This is a genomic window from Dyadobacter fermentans DSM 18053 (assembly GCF_000023125.1).
Classification (GTDB): domain Bacteria; phylum Bacteroidota; class Bacteroidia; order Cytophagales; family Spirosomataceae; genus Dyadobacter; species Dyadobacter fermentans.
On record NC_013037.1, the window covers coordinates 6,232,018 to 6,247,859 of the forward strand.

Sequence of the window (15,842 nt, forward strand, 5' to 3'; positions counted from 1 at the left end):
ATTAACAACTGGATACAACGCCACCAGGCCGATTTTTGGCAGGCTCCGGTGTAAGAGCGTAACAGGAAAGTGCCCCGGTTTTGACTCGAAAAATGGCGCTAGCATCGACATCAACCGCTACTTAGTTTATTATCTATTCCGGCGGTTATTATTAAGCTTTCGTGAATTTAAATCCAAAGACGCCCACACATGCCGAAGCGAATCTACTGAGGGTTCCGTTGTTTGGTCGAAAGCTTGATCAATCATGCCCGTTAAACGAGGAGATAATTGCTGAGCCACTTCGTACCTTGCCGCTGTGCGACGCCCCTGTTCAATTTCCTCATTCGAACATCTAACTGTCGCAAGCGAAGCAGCGGTAACACAAAGCAGTACTGCCAATGAGACAAGGTAACTTTTAGCCTTCCAATCGAACGTGACTGGCTTAGGATTTTCCAGAGCATATGATAATGTTTCAAGGCGCTTTCTAACACCCACTAGCTCGGAAAGCATCATTTTGCCTGACGGCATTTTTGCCAGGCTGGCCTGAATATCAGCCAGCATTTGGCGTGCTAAATCATCGACCTGCACTTTGGGATCAATCGACAGGCTTTCCAGCACTGAAATCTTTTTTACCAGGATAGCCAATACCTGCTCGAAGCCATCCAGTTTATCTTCGATATCTTTCATAAATGTAATCCTCTCGATTTTTTGCGTTTGTGTTTTCTTTTAAGCTCTGGATTAGTCGTGTCGTGTTGCGTTACGGGATCCATCAAGTCTTTCAGCAGGTTTTCCTCCGGATAGTTCGGCAAACCATATCGGTGAGATAGCATTTTTTCTTGCGCCGGTGGTGGTGTCCCACGCTCCCACATCCGACGCCTCACCGACATATGTTGCTGAAAATTTTCCCGCAGCTTTTTATCAAGTGCCAGAAAACTCATGCTTCGGTCTACTTTTGAGCCCTTCAACACCGTTCCATCCTTCTGGAAACTAATACCTTCAATCTGATCGGTACCAGACTTGTATTTGTAGATGAGTGTAATTCCGCTCGATGAAAGCGCTCCTTCCAATTGTTTCCAATTCACTGCCGACCTGCTAGCAATTCTAATTTGATCTGCCAGCTCGTAACGCATTTTATCCAGTCCCCTAAGCTTGCCCCGGTTAACCAGCGCTTTTCCTTTGCCTATGTAGTAGCCATGTTCCAAAGTCATCTCCTTGCAAACCTTCTGATTCAATCGCTTCTGAAAGCGGTCCGAAATGGATTTGCCAGCATTATCAACCCGGTTGTAGAGAATATGAATATGCGGCTGATTGGTATCGCGATGTTCAACGATCAGATACTGGGTGTTCTGGATTTTCATTTTGGTCATATATTCGGCAGCCCTCTCGACCATGACTTTTTGTGAGAGCTTATCCTTGTCAAACGCACTCCAACTCAGCACCAGGTGGCCGACAGCCTTTCCCAGCTCGGGATTCATCTGGCGCTGAGCATTGAAGTCATGGATAGCTGACTTCATATCCTGGGTCCTGACGCCTTCGCCATGAAGCACGATAGCCTGCTCTTTCTGCATGACATACCTGACTGCCCCTCCGAAACTTGATCCTATCATTATTTTACCGATCATCGTTGGCTAGTCTTTTGAGTAAATGATCTATGTCTGATAGAAGCTGCGCGGCTTTTCTTGTCTCGTAAAGCAGCCCCTGCATATTCGTAAATCTGAGCAGCTGGTTTAAGTTATTAGCCAGGCCAGCCAGCATTCTGACGAAACCAGCTTCCTCTGCGGAGAGCCGCGCAATAACCCTGGCCTTCTTAGCCGCTTGCCTCAACCAGGTGCTTGGCCGAAGGCCTGCGTCCTTGGCTTTGGACTCAATCAAAAACCGCTCGGTTTCTGAAAGTCGGACCATCAGCTGCGCGTTTCGTTTGACCTTCTTGGGCGGCCGTCCGCCTTTGGATTTGTGTGGCTTTTCCTCCATGCTTTCTTTCTCTTTCATCTCGTTTACGGAATCTGTTAAATACCTTTTGCGACCATCGGGAGTAAAAGCAAGTTTGAGTTTCGGCGCGGCCGGAACGAGTTTTTGCGAAGCGAAAACACAAACTTGCTCCCTTAAAGAAACTTAGAGGCCCAGACCTCGGGACTTCCTGTGACGGTACCGATGTTGTGGCTGTTTTTCCTGATGTTTGCTTGCAACCAGCATCTGGTTCAGATCTTTGTAATCCTGATAAATTCCCGACGCATCAACACCATTAATCCCTTCGCTCTCGAATCTTTCGAGCAACTTTTTCCCAGCTGCATCATGATCCGGATATAGAAAAGCGGTGCTGTAACCTTTGACAATGTCCACACTTCGCTCTGCCAGACTTACCGAATTGAGCACCACAAAGTCGGTCTGGACCTGCTCCTGTTTTCGAAGCGAGAGGAGCGACAAAAAATCCATAAAGCCTTCCAACACGCAGACCGAGCTATGACCATTCTCGATATGGGATATGTCTTTCGGAGATGTCGAGCCCTTGAAGTAGGCACTTCTCAGCTCATAGCCGCCCGACCGGTTTTCGAAACCGGCGGCGAAATAATTTTTGTCGCCAACCCGGTAGTATACCTCGTGACAGTATGTTTTAGCAACGGCCAGATCGATACCACGCGATTCCAGATAATGAGTAATTGCCGGGTTACTGCCTAACTCTTTTAAAGCAGTAATTTGGATGGCAGGCTGATCGATTGCTCTGGCTGGTGTAACGGCACTGCCTATATGCAAGCCAGCCGATTTCAGGTCTTGCGGTTGAAATAGGAAAAGATCGGAATCCAATATCTCCAACAACGCTTTTGTATCGCAACGAAACAGGACGCGCCCTAAATCAATGATATCTCCTCCCTGACCGCTTCCATGGTCATAATAGACATTCAACCGGGCATTGACCTTAAAAGAAGGCGTTTTCTCGTCCCTGAACGGGGAGAGGTACCAATGGTCTTGTCCACGAACATATTGGGGCCGGATATGGCAGTGTTCCAACAGGTCTACCATAGATATCTGTTTGGCTTGCTCACAAGTCATAATTACTGGGGCTTGAAAGTGAAGAAATTGATGAATTGATGCGAAGAGCTTACAACTGATTGGTATTTAATCATTTAAGTCCGCATCAGAAAAGCATCAAAATGCATCAGAGGCCGCATCGTTTTTTTGGGATTGATGCGCTTTGATGCGGATTTGATGCGCTGTAATTATTTATTAATCAATTAATTAAATATGATGCGCATCAAAGCATCAGAAATTAGGGCAAATCATTGAGCTCATTTATGCGCCCTCGGGATAGGGTATAGAACCTGCCCTTGCCGGTCTGCTCGAAGATTGAACCGTCGGTTAAAAATTTGTATTGCGGGTACGTCAGTGAATTACTTGCCGGGCTCAACTTCCAGACATTTTGCAGGATTCGCTTAATCTGTGAGAGGTCTTTAAAACGGATGTGCTTTTTGTTGAGCCAGTCCTGGACATCGCCGGTGCAAAACCGGATTTCGTCCAGCTCCTTTTCGTCTGCGATCGTCAGCAGAATATGGGCGATCTCCACTTCCAGCTTGTTCCGATTTTGGTTCAGCAGCTTTTTTAATGCAGGTGTCGCAATCTGATCAGTTGTAAACCACATTCTCGTTTTACTGGGATGAACGAAGTCACGGCTCACCAGGAAATGCAGAAAGAACGGGATCTGGGCACGAAGCTGGGCAAGCAAGTGGTGATTCTCTGATTTTAGTGGCGGCACCTTTCTCACCCAATACCGAATTTCTCCCGGCTCTGCGATGATAAAATGATCTTCGTTGTTACTACACAAAATGAATTTCCCGAAGAATTCCACCTCCTGCCGGTCATGGCCTTTGGCCTCGACTTTGTAAAACCGAGCCGTGCTAAGATTCTTGATCCGCTCCGAATCCTCCTTTCTATCCAGGAATGTTTCGTCAACGCCGATGACCAGTTTCTGTGCCCATTCGATGTTGAAATTGGAGCGGAAATCCTCATTGCTGTTGATCGTCATGTTTTCGCCGAAGATGGATTTGACAAAATGCAGGAATGTAGTCTTTCCGGTTCCGCGTTCCTCGCTCACCAGGCACAAAATTGGAAGGATTTGGGTCGGACGTTCGAGCAGGATTTTAAAGTAGTCATAACCCATCTCGATCTGCTCACCGAAAATGTGACTCAGGAACTGAAAGATCACCGAGGCATCGCCGTGCCGCGACTCATGTTGGAATGACTGGTAGCGGTTGTAAAACCCTCCGACCTTTTGCTGATAATCCAGATGGCTCGGGACGAAACAAAAGCCATCGTAACAATCTACCCGGTCCTTCAAGTAGTCACGGCTGTGATCCAGGCGGATGCATTCAGCCGACCAGGGAATCAAAGAGGAAATTGTGTCGCCGGAGGATAATGGCCGGTTGACTTTCTTAAAGTAACTGGTACCTATGCGCAGGTAAACCGGATTATCTTTCATGGCTACCTCCGATTTTTTGCTGACCATTGGCTATCCATTCCAGAAGCTCTTTGCGGGAAAAGAGTAGCTTGCCTTCCATTTTGCAGAATGGAATCTTTTTTCTTTTCACCAGCCCATAAATGGAAGTCTCCTTGTATTTGGTCAGGCGCGCGGCCTCCTTGGTGTCGAGTAAAGTGTCACTGGTATCGGCGGCAGCCTCCGGTTTTGACTCTAAAACCCGGCGCAGTGAAGACTCGATCAACTCTGATAATTGCTGATCGTTCATTGAAACTAGAACTGTTGTGCTCATCCCTTTTGCGTTTTGGTGATGGGCAAAGCAAGGCTAGAAAATCGGGGAAAAACAATATGAAGTTGACTAAGTCAGGTCGCCGACGCCGTACTCGTTTATTTTCCTTAATGTTTTCAAAACATTTTTAGAATGCGGGCTATCAGCCAGATTGGCAATACTCTGCACGATATTGCCACGTGCTTTATTGATGTTACTGCGAAGACTTTCGAGCTTGGTTTTCGAGTAGCAGGAAAATGTATCGAGCAGTAATTGACAGTATCTGTCAAGCCCAATATTGTTCCTATCTGTATTCAGCTTGTAGGTGGCATGCATCAGCAGGTTTAAAACCCTCTCATGGTTTCCCGGAGGCATTTCAAAGTACTTGTGTTCAGGTCGTGGAAGTCTGCCTCCTTTTTCTTCAAACATCATTCCCAACAGCTGCAACACTTCCTCTTCACTGGTGAAAACCTGAATGGAGCCCACTGCCTTACATTTCCACGCATCAATTAAAATCAACCACATGGATATGATTTCGTCAACCGCGTAGTCCAGGGGAATTCTCTCCGGCCCTTTCGTTTGCGCTTCGACCACTGGCAATTCTTGCTTCTGTAACCCGACCGGAGTTTTATACTTGGGAAGGCGGAGGGTATTAATTCTATCGCCGCACGCACGTACGAGGTAAGCCTGAATAAATCCGAGTGCGTATAAACAGGATGGAACAGCAAATCCCTCAAAGTATAAATGATAGGAGCAAAATTCAATGAATTGCTCCAAATGAGCGATTTTGCTTTCGTTGTCAGGATTATAGAGAATAGAGATTATTTGTTGTGGATACTCCTTCATCGCGTCGAAGTAACCTTTTTCAAATAGCACTCTCAGTTCGTCGGCATAAGACTCCGAGATTGGGCTATGATGATCTACGATGATATTCTTCTGGTCTTTTAGGTCGAAAATGGCTTCCAGATGCGGTTCACTGAGAAAGAGCGGCGGCATTGTCTTGTCAGCAATGTTCTCAAAGCGGAAGTTGCGTGCTAGATAATCTACTTTTCCTCTGCGAAAAACATAATCTGCAAACCTTAAATATGGAAACCGTCCCTGATCGTCCAGATTTATACCGAGATCAGGATCGAAGCCTGGCAAATTGAAAAAATACATGCGTTCAAAGCGTTGAGTTAATCAGTTCATCCAAAATTGGATCCCCGATGTCTTCCAGATAAATATCAGTTGTTTTTAAGCTGTCATGTCCCAATGATCTGCCTATATTCTCCTTGGATACTCCGTTTCTCCGGAGCGTGGTTGCATATGAATGTCGGGCCACGTACGTAGTCAGGTTCTTCTGAATGCCTAAGATTGCACCCAATTCTTGTAAGTCCTTGTTAACCCGCGTTCGAATCTTCTGCTTTCTATATCTGATCGACTGTATGCTGTCGTGTCTTTTGTACAATATGGGAAAGATGTAGCCGGCATCGCTGTTGCCTCGAAGGTTTCGGTAAAAATCAAGGATCCGCATAGCTTCTGGATGGAGCTTAAAACGAAATTCTTCCTTGGTTTTCGATCTGATATATTCAAGTTCGTCATCAACAATGTTATCCCATTTTAAACTTGCAAGATCCGTAAAATTGATTCCTCGGCAATAAAAACTGAAAAGGAAGTAATTACGTGAATTAATGAGTGTATCATTCATTGGATCGATCACTAGGGCTGAGATTTGATCAATCTGCGATTTTTGAATCGCTCTTTTTTTTGTCCTAGGGTTGTTGTATTTGCCAAATGCGAGCTCTTTAAAAGGATAGTGGCCCTCGGAGCAAAATTTTTCTCGGATTGCCACCTTCCACATCGTTCTAAAGGTCCTTAGATAGACACTTCTTGTGGTAATAGCGCATCCGCGTTCCATCAAGTATTCTTCATATTTCTTCAGAAAATTTAGATTGATAGATAGGAGATCTCGGTCTTTGTTTTTCACAAACCCTTTCAAGCTGCTCAGTGTAAATTTAAAGGTGTCCGCGTAGCCAATCCGGTTTTGCTGATTGAGCAGAGAAATATGGTCCTCAAAGAGCTTAAAAAGTGATTTGCTCTCCGGTTCTTTCGTTGCTCCGGTCAAATTACGAACCACACTTTTCATTTCGTCGAACGTTGGCTTTCGACCTTTTTTTCCTTCGGATATGATGAGAAAATCTAACTCAGAAACGATTGTTCTAAGGAGTAAATTGATCTCCTGATGCTTAGGGTGACCGCGGGCAACTTGCTGTTGATTTTCGAGCCAATTTTCTTGTTTACAGCTCTTCTTTGTGCTGACTAACTGGTTCTTACGGTTAATAATGATGCGGAGCATTATCGGATACTCGCACGAATCGTTAACTTTGGAAGCTAGGATAAACTTGGTTGAGAGTGCCATCAGTGCATATTTTGATCAAAATTAGGTCGAACATAGGTCGAACATTTCTTGTCTAAGGATAATTAAGCAAACTTAAAGAAACTCAATTAAATGACTAATATTCAATATGTTAGACTGTTTTTTATAAAAATCAAATATACAAAAAATCCTCAAAAATCTGGATGGCATGCAAGAGGTCGTCGGTTCGAATCCGATATTCTCCACAAACAATCAGCCACTTACATCCCGTGTAAGTGGCTTTTTATTTTGAGTCAATCGTCGTAACGCTCGCAAATCTGAGTCATTTCTTTTTGTCTCTCAAATAAGCTGATCGGCTTTAAGAGAAATGCGTGGGCGCCCAGGCGCTCGGATTCTTCGCGGTATTCGGGCTGGTCGCGGTTTGTCATCATGATGACGTGCACTTGCTGCCAGATGGGGTTTTGTTTGATGGCCGTCAGCGTTTGGAAGCCGTCCATGTCCGGCATGTCGATATCGAGCAGGATCGCCGAGGGCATTTCGTCTGTGTTAATCGAGGCTGATTCGATCGCATTGACCAGCTCAGCCCCGTTGGCGAAGAACCGGATGCGGTGCTTGGCCAGGAAGATAGTGAATACTTGGCCTACCAGGTATTGATAATCAGCATCATCGTCCACCAGGTAGACTAAGCAAGATCCTGTCATATTCCTCTGTCGATAACTTTATTGATAAAACGAGCGCTATTTTATATTCGTGAAGCGAATTAAAAATATTGTTCCTTTTCCAGCCTCACTTTGCACTTGCAGTTTCCCGCCCAGCTTATTACACAGCTGGCTCACAATCGAAAGGCCTATGCCCTCGCCGCCGGACTTCCGGCTGGTGCTTTCCCGCACGCCTGCTACTTCGCTCGTCTGACCGGTGAGCCGCGAGATTTGCTGGGCCGAAAGGCCTGGACCGGTGTCCGAAACCGTTAATTGCCAGCCGTTTGCATCCTCCAAAGATTGCCAGCTTACCGTTACTCCACCCGTGGTTGTGTATTTGAGTGCATTCAGTACAAGGTTTTGAGCGATCCGCCTGATTTGTACCGGGTCGCTGTCGATTTCCAGGGCATCGGGGCCGTTGCTTCTGAGCCATAACTGGCGCTCCGACGCGAATGCCTCCGTACCGTCGATCAGCTCCTGTAATAGTTCGGCAACATTAAAACGGCTGACATGGATGGCTTCCTGACCGGATTCAAGCCGGGCATAATCGAGTAAATTGCTCATTAAATGGGTCATTTGCCCGATGTTGCGCTGAATCATCTGGATCAGCACATTGCTATCGGTCGCATTGCCGGCCATGCCCAGCAGCTGGGTGGCAGAGGCAATCACCCCCACCTGGCCTCTCAGATCATGGGATGCCGAACGCAGGAGTTCGCCGCGTTCTTTCAATGCATTGCGAAGCTGTTCCACGTTTTCCGCACTGTGGCTCGATTTTTCCAGCTCCGTCAGCCAGAATTGTTGCTGCGACTGTGCCTCTTTGAGTTCGGTAATGTCGAGGCCGGTTAGAACCACGCCGTCGTCCTGCCTGCTGATGGAGACACCCAGCCAGCGCTCGGTACCGGAAAGGCCTGTCAACTTTTCATCATAGCGCGCTTGCTATGATAGGTAAATTTCGCGCAGATTTTCCAGCGTCTCAGGCCCCCACAGCAGTCGCTCGAATAGGCTTGCCGGACTGCCAAGCAGTTCTTCGAGTGGTTTACCTAAAAATGTTGATAGTTTCTGGTTGCCTACGACGAGTGTAAAATCAACGACCTCGTCGGGCGAGCCGTCTTTACGGACCGCTTTGAGCAATGCAATGAATGCAGGGGAGGCGTCTAGCACAGCTTGCAGGTTTTCGGCAAGCTGCCGGATTTGCAGCTGGGCATTCTGCAAGTCGGTAATATCCCGGGCAATGGCGAGCACGGTCTGGATAGAATCGTCCGGGCCACGCTCGGGTACCATTCGTGAATAGAAGGTCAATTCCCCGTCCGGTGTGGGAAAGGCATTGTAATGTTCCTGCGGATGGCCGGTGCGGAAAACCTTTTGCAAACTGGCCATGTAAGGCTTGGCAATATCGTCGGGCTGGCCCATCTGAATATTGTTTTTACCCAATAAATCTTCAAGCTGCTGCCCGGTTTTGACTACAAAAGCATTATTCGCGAAAATAAGCCTGAGGTCGCTGTCCCAACGCGTGATCACGTCCGGGGTGTTTTCAACGAGCGTTCTGAGCTGGGCTTCACTTTGCCGTAGCTGCTCCTGAGCGAGAATGTGATCCGTAATGTCCCAATCGATACCCAGCATTTTTTGAGAAACCTCGTCCTGCGAGGGCAGGGGTACCCCTTTTATTTTGAGATACTTGACCGTTTCTAAATGGTGAATGCGTAACACCTGCTCGAAAGCCTGCTCACCGCTTTCAAGCCATTCAATGAACGCTTCCGCGATGTGCTGATCGGGTCTGACGGTTTTTTGAAGATATACATCCGGCTGCACTGGTTTACCGATCGGCAGTCCGAAAAGCTGGTACATGCCTTCCGACCAACTGAAATTGCCCGTTATCCGGTCGTATTCCCAGCTTCCGGTGCGGGCCATGGATTCGGTTTGCTGTTGCAAAGTGAGGTTCTTGAGGGCTTGCTCATGTTCGGCCAGCTTCCTCATCGTGATATCGCGCGCAATCGTCGATACACCGATCGGCCTGCCGGAAGCATCTTTAACAGGCGACATGACGACCTCCAAATGCATTTCGCGCCCATCTTTATTTACGCGGATCGTATCGAAAATTTCGACGCGTTGCGAGTGCTTGATTTTATCGGTGTCGCTGAGCACGCGGGCCAGGTCTTCCGGGAGTGTGAGCATAGTCAGTGGCTTACCGATCGCCTGGGCTGCGGAATAGCCATAGAGATCTTCGGCTGCCTTGTTCCAGCTGGTGATAATGCCGTCAAAGTTGACGGTCATGATAGAATCCTGCGATGATTCGACAATGGCAGCGAGAAACGAGCGTGCTTCTTCGGCGGCGCGGCGCTCGGTGAGGTCACGCATGATCTTAACCCATCCCAGCACTTTACCATCATCATCCTTCAAAGGTGACATTGAACCGGAGCCCCAGTACCGGCTGCCGTCTTTGCGCACATGCCAGCGCTCGTTTTCGGCGTGCCCGTTTTCGCGGGCTATCTTTTCTTCCAAAGCGGGCTGGCCGCTCTCCTGGTCTTCGGGCGTAAACAGGATGTCCCCTGGCTGCCCGAGAATATCCGCTTCGGTGAAGCCCGTCATCGCTTGCGCACCGGGGCTCCAACTGGTTACCTGCCTTTTCAGGTCAAGCGTCAGGATAGCATAGTCCTTGGCGCTTTCAAATACCAGCCGCATCCGCTCCTCGGATCGCCTCACGGCTTCTTCTGCTGCTTTTCGCCTTGTAATATCCACAAATGTGAGCACGATGCCGTTGATCCGGTCCTCGGCAGTGCGGTAGGGGAGAATGCGCGTGAGGAAAACACGCTGGTCGTGCGTTTGCACCTCACGCTCTACTGGCAGCAGCGTTTCGAGTACTTTGCGGGCATCTTCCTGCAAGCCGCTGTAATCGAGTGAGTTGGTGATGTCGCTCAACGGCCGGCCGCTGTCCGTAGGGATCAGGTTGAAAATAGATCTTGCCGCGGGGGTGAAGAGGTTGACGCGCAGGCTGCGGTCTAAAAACAATGTCGCGAGATCAGTCGAGTTGATCAGGTTCTGGAAGTTGTTGCTGGTCATGGATATTTCTTCCACTTTTACCTTCAACTCCTGGTTCACCGTCGTCAGCTCTTCGTTGATCGACTGCAACTCTTCCTTGCTCGTTTCGAGTTCTTCGGCCGCTGAGCGGAGCTCCTCGTTCATGGCCTGCAATTCCTCGTTGGAGGCTTTGAGCTCCTCGGCCTGCGTCTCATGCTGCTCTACGGCCGAGCGCAGCTGCGTCCTGACGTGCATTAGCTCGGCTTCCAGCTGCTGCGCCATGGGCTCTTCGGAGGTGAGCACACTCTTAATGGGGCCTTCCGGCGTATCGGTTGGTTCAAAAAGGACGAGGATCAAACCCTGTGCCGGGTTATTGCGTGACTGGCTGCCATCCTCCACTACCGGGCGTACGTGGAGGTTAATGACTTCGGTCTTGTCTTCGATCTGCACCCGCAGATTGCGGGCTTCCACGTTGGTTTGCCTTTGAACGGCCTGATACAATGCTGTGCGCAGTTCAAGGCGCAATTCGGGCCTGACGAGTTTCAGGAGGTTTTTGGACGGTTCGCCGAAAATATGCACATATCTGCCTGCCTTGCCCGACAGGTGAAGAATATCATATTCCTCATTTACAATGATGGAAGGCGGCGCATATTGCTCAATCAACTGGTGATGCAGGTCCCCGAAATTGGCCCTTTCGCTGAGATGCCGGCTTTCGCTGCTGGAAACTGCCACGGGCTCGTGCCGTTTCTGGGGTATGGCCAGCGGTGTGTTTTCCGGGACGGGATAGGGACGGATCGCAACCGGCCTGCTTTGATAAATATGGTATTCACGGCTGATATTGGCAAACAGATCACCAGCGCTGTCGGTCGTTTCGGAAAGCCCCAGCATCAGATAGCCGCCGGGCTTCAATGCAAAATGGAAAGTCTCCATCACGCGTTCTTGCGCAGCCTGGTTGAGATAAATCAGCAGATTTCGGCAAGTTACCAGGTCAAGCCGTGAGAATGGAGGGTCTTTGAGCACATTCTGATGGGCGAAAAGGATCATTTCCCTAATTTCCTGGCGGACACGGTATTCGTCGCCTTCGCGGACAAAGAAGCGCTGCAGTCGTTCAGGAGAGATGTCGGCGGCATCGTTGATCGTGTACTTGCCTTCCCGGGCCGTGATAATGGCTCCTTCGTCGATATCGGTAGCGAAAATCTGTACTTTGGGCGCGTCTATGACGCCGAAAGTCAGTTCTGCCATCAGCATCGCGATCGAATACGCTTCTTCTCCTGTGGCGCAGGCTGTCACCCAAATCCGGATAGATTCGTCCGATTTCCGCTCGCGAATGAGACGCGGCAATATGTCCTCTTCCAAAGCCGAAAACACCCTTCCATCGCGAAAGAAGTTGGTCACGGAAATGAGTAAATCCTTCAACAATGCCCTGCTTTCCTCGGGATTCTCGCGTAAATAGCCCGCGTAAGCAGGCAGGCCATCCAGGTTTCTGACGCTGATCCTGCGTTCGAGCCGGCGCATAAGCGTTGGCCTTTTGTAATTGGAAAAATCATGGCCGGTGCGCAGCCTGAGGTGGGTGAAGATCTCGCGCAGGGCTTGCTGCTGCTCCTCGGGCCGCATGCGCGCTTCTGCCGGGATAGAGACCGTATGCAGGCTGTCGCGATACTCGCGTAACCGGGCCGGGATTTCAGATGCCGAGAGGATGCCGTCTACCAGATCAGTAGCGATTGTATGGCGCGGCATTTCATTAAATAGTGCTTCTTTGGGGTTTTGGACAAATATGGCCCCGCCATTTTCCTTGATCCGCTTAACACCCATCGAGCCGTTGGCACCGGTCCCTGAAAGTACAACGGCGATCGCGTGCGGGCCGTGAGACTCTGCCAGGGTTCTGAAAAAAATATCAACCGGCGCCCTGCGGTCTTCGATATGCATATTTTGAGAAACGGTAATAGTGCCGTCCAGCATTCGCAGATGCTGGTTTGGCGAAACCACGTAAATGTGGTCGGTTGCGATAGACATGTCCTCTTCCACCTTCACGACCGGAATTTGCGCGACCTGCCTCAGTACATTGGCCAGGTGGCTTTCGTAATCGGGAGAAAGATGCAGGATCACCACATAGGCCATTCCGGATTCCGGATACACCTGTCCAAAAAAGCTTTGGAGCGCTTCGACGCCCCCAGCGGACGCACCCGATACCGACTACTACCATCGGGCTTTTACCTGGCTCGATTGCTTCGTTCTTTGACTTCTTTTTACCCATTATCGTCAAGAATTTAGAATATTTCTTCAACCGCGCAGCCAGCAGGTCAGCCCGGCAGTTGTTCCTGATTTTCCTGTTGTATCGGTTCAAATGTCGCGGGCAGCATGGCGGCCTGCCGGATCAGCGCGGCACGCTCGGCGGTATGTGCGGCTTGCCGGAAATAGACTGCCGCGAGCCTTGCGTGGTTTGCCTCCGCAAAATGGTCCCCAAGCTGGTTAAGGAGCATGATCGTTTCGTCCAGGCCACGGAGCGTACCGTAGATATCTTCTTCCATTCTTTCGGTTAATGAGCTTAGCAACGAGCCCGACGAGTAGGCATGGCCTGTATGACAACGGAACCGGGTAATGTCCCCTTCCTTAATCAATGTGAGCACGCCATGGCATTCGGGGCAAGCATACGGGCTTAATTGTCCGAATTTTTTGATATCCACGCCAACCGGGTTCACTTCTGTTACCATGCGAATTTCGGCCTTCGTTTTTTCTTTTTCTTTCATTGCCGCCGGTTTTTTTTCACCGACCTGCTCCGAAGCCAGACGGACGAGCAGCTGCGCCGTTTCGGCCAAAGGAACAATGTAGTCGGTTTTTACCTGCCTGATAGCGCTTTCGGGCATGGACGCCACTTCAGCGTCCAGTGGATTTTGAACCAAAGCCAGTCCGCCCAGATACTTTACTGTCCAAAGCCCTGCAGTACCGTCGTCAAGGGCTCCGGAAAGGATCACGCCAATCACACGGTTGCCGTAAATGTAAGCGGCCGAACGAAAAAGGGGATCGACGGCCGGTCGGAACCGGTTCTCCTTTGGGCCATGCGTTACCCTGATCATTCCGTCTTCGAGGATCATGTGGTGGTCTGGCGGGGCGACGTATATCCGGTTCATGGCAATAGGCTCTCCGTCAAATGCATGCGCGGCAGGAATGCCGCATAATTTGTTGAGGGTTTGAGGGAGCACGCCCCGGACGAAAGGCGACATATGCCAGACAATGAAAATGGCTGCATCCAGGTCTGCCGGAAGCTCCGCAAACATTTTTCTAAGTGCATCAAAGCCACCCATGGAAGCCCCTATTACAATGATGTTACGTTTCTCCATGATCGTTTTCTGAATGCAGCCCAATTGTACTGATACCGTACGGCGGCAGGTGGATGGTGGCAGTAGATGAGTACTAAAAAGGTGTTGTTGGCGGCAAGTTGCACAAAAACTGCGCCAGCCAGACGCAAAAAGGGCAAAGGCGGTTTAATGCCTTTGCCCTTCTCAGATAGATGTCCGCTGAAGATGCGGTTGGGAAGTGCCCTGCTTATTGATCGTGCATCATTTCAGCCATTTCCAAATGGTGTTTCAGTGTAGGAAGCGTGGCGGTAGCCCATGATTTGAGATCCGCATCCTGGCCCGAGCCGGACTCCTTTTCGAACAAGGCCACAGTTTCGCGGTGTGAACTAACCATCATCCGGGTGTACATCGTATTGAAAGCCGCGCCGGATGCAGCCGAAAGACTGTCAATCATTTTCTGCTTGGCTTCGGAAAGGGTTGTTGGAATACTTACCTGCTTTCTGTCGGCGATTGTTTTCAGCTCATTGTTTGCCTTGGTGTGGTCTGTGATCATCATCTGGCCGAAAGACTTGATGCTCATCGAGTCGCCTGCCATTACCATTCCGGTTTTGGTGGAATCGCCTTTGGAAACGGCCAGTTCACCGGCTTTGACTTCAAACATTCCCCCATCCGCGGCGTTCATGACAAACATTCTGTCGTTTTCCGGTAGGACGTTATTGGGCTGATTATCATCGTCATCGTTGCAAGAAACTACGGCCATGCCGCATAAAAGGATAAAGATTACACTTAGCTTCTTCATAGGTATTTTAGTTTTTGATTTGGCCGGCGTGCTTATTAAATGTGTGCCAGAAGCGCAGCGGCCGTATCAAAAACTATTGCAAAGGACGCGGCGGGCGAACGGTGTCGGACCAGAAATGAAGCATGTTTTCAAAGTAAAACGACCAGCCCGACAGATCCAGCGGCTTGATCAGGTAGGCACTGGCCTGACTGCTGTAAGCGTCGTCGATATCGCGGGGATCGTCCGAATAACTGAACACGATCACCGGGATGTTTTCAAGCCCTCCCGTGCCGGGCGAGTTGCGTATTTGCCTGATCAGGTCCAGCCCTTGCTGGCGGTCAGGAACATAAAGATCAACGAGGATCAGATCAACCGGGGGGAGAATACTGCTCAATTCGTGGTTTAGAAAGTTGACCATCTGCTCGGTGTCGACAATCCGGATGATGTTGTACTGTTGCATGCAGCTTTTGAGCGCGGTGCTCATCAGGTACCAGTAATCGTCATTGTCTTCTACCACAACTACGCTTTTGACCTTTGCATTATGCGCCGAAGGTGCTTCACATGCACGCCGGTAGCTGTTCAGAAAACACATTCCCACCCCGCGGGCCATGCTCCGGTACTCATCCATGGTAACGGGTTTCACAACAAACGCATTGGCGCCCATGTTGTACGCCTTGTTTACCTGCTGCTGATGCGTAGTAGTTGAAACCATCACTACCGGGATTTTCATGTAGCGCTGGTCTTGCCTGATACTTGCAAGCAGTTCAAAACCGTTCATCGCAGGCATATTTACGTCCATTAATATAAGCCTTGCCGAGCCGTCGCGGTTGGCTTCAAGGGCGCGCGTGAGATGCAGCGGATTTTGCACCTGTATCACCCGCGCCCCGTCGATCGCTTCTGTTAATGCCTCCTGCATCAACTCGCAATCATCTTCATCATCATCGACCAAAAAAATTGTTTTTCCCTGTGCCATGTGTGATCGCA

General features: G+C 49.4%; 14 protein-coding genes. All 14 read right to left on the reverse strand.

All coding sequences use genetic code 11. The features are described from left to right. Positions 1-129 precede the first annotated feature (129 nt). Positions 130-666 (reverse strand): hypothetical protein, encoded by a 537-nt coding sequence (locus DFER_RS25740; RefSeq protein ID WP_015814606.1) that lies wholly within the window; start codon positions 664-666, stop codon positions 130-132. Beyond that, positions 663-1,547, reverse strand: coding sequence for a relaxase/mobilization nuclease domain-containing protein (locus DFER_RS25745; RefSeq protein ID WP_187293405.1), 885 nt, complete (start codon positions 1,545-1,547; stop codon positions 663-665). Before DFER_RS25745 ends, DFER_RS25740 begins: the two co-directional genes overlap by 4 nt. Positions 1,548-1,590: 43 nt before the next feature. Beyond that, positions 1,591-1,968 (reverse strand): plasmid mobilization protein, encoded by a 378-nt coding sequence (locus tag DFER_RS25750; protein WP_015814608.1) that lies wholly within the window; start codon positions 1,966-1,968, stop codon positions 1,591-1,593. Positions 1,969-2,091: 123 nt separating this feature from the next. Then, positions 2,092-2,997, reverse strand: a complete 906-nt coding sequence (locus tag DFER_RS25755) for a DUF8464 domain-containing protein (RefSeq protein ID WP_187293406.1) — start codon at positions 2,995-2,997, stop codon at positions 2,092-2,094. A gap of 247 nt (positions 2,998-3,244) precedes the next feature. Next, the gene (locus DFER_RS25760) at positions 3,245-4,450 is read right to left on the reverse strand and encodes a primase-helicase family protein (protein ID WP_015814610.1); all 1,206 of its coding nucleotides are present in this window, start codon (positions 4,448-4,450) and stop codon (positions 3,245-3,247) included. Further along, positions 4,440-4,739 carry a helix-turn-helix domain-containing protein gene (locus DFER_RS25765; protein ID WP_041735500.1) on the reverse strand — a complete coding sequence of 100 codons (300 nt, stop codon included), beginning with the start codon at positions 4,737-4,739 and terminating at the stop codon, positions 4,440-4,442. Before DFER_RS25765 ends, DFER_RS25760 begins: the two co-directional genes overlap by 11 nt. A gap of 66 nt (positions 4,740-4,805) precedes the next feature. Continuing rightward, complete coding sequence (locus DFER_RS25770; RefSeq protein WP_015814612.1) at positions 4,806-5,873, reverse strand: hypothetical protein; 1,068 nt, start codon at positions 5,871-5,873, stop codon at positions 4,806-4,808. A 4-nt stretch (positions 5,874-5,877) separates the two neighbouring features. Next, positions 5,878-7,113 (reverse strand): site-specific integrase, encoded by a 1,236-nt coding sequence (locus DFER_RS25775; RefSeq protein WP_015814613.1) that lies wholly within the window; start codon positions 7,111-7,113, stop codon positions 5,878-5,880. A gap of 251 nt (positions 7,114-7,364) precedes the next feature. Next, complete coding sequence (locus DFER_RS25780) at positions 7,365-7,772, reverse strand: response regulator (protein WP_015814614.1); 408 nt, start codon at positions 7,770-7,772, stop codon at positions 7,365-7,367. A 36-nt stretch (positions 7,773-7,808) separates the two neighbouring features. Next, positions 7,809-8,684: a sensor histidine kinase gene (locus tag DFER_RS29345; protein WP_015814615.1), complete on the reverse strand. Its 876-nt coding sequence runs from the start codon at positions 8,682-8,684 to the stop codon at positions 7,809-7,811. A gap of 21 nt (positions 8,685-8,705) precedes the next feature. After that, on the reverse strand, positions 8,706-12,920 hold the full coding sequence (locus tag DFER_RS30220) for a PAS domain S-box protein (protein ID WP_015814616.1): 4,215 nt from the start codon (positions 12,918-12,920) through the stop codon (positions 8,706-8,708). 164 nt (positions 12,921-13,084) lie between these two features. After that, positions 13,085-14,122: a chemotaxis protein CheB gene (locus DFER_RS25795; protein ID WP_015814617.1), complete on the reverse strand. Its 1,038-nt coding sequence runs from the start codon at positions 14,120-14,122 to the stop codon at positions 13,085-13,087. Between the two features lie 205 nt (positions 14,123-14,327). Next, entirely contained in the window at positions 14,328-14,879 is a 552-nt protein-coding gene (locus DFER_RS25800; RefSeq protein WP_015814618.1) for a DUF4142 domain-containing protein, read from the reverse strand. A 73-nt stretch (positions 14,880-14,952) separates the two neighbouring features. Then, entirely contained in the window at positions 14,953-15,831 is an 879-nt protein-coding gene (locus DFER_RS29350; RefSeq protein ID WP_015814619.1) for a response regulator, read from the reverse strand. Positions 15,832-15,842: the final 11 nt, after the last annotated feature.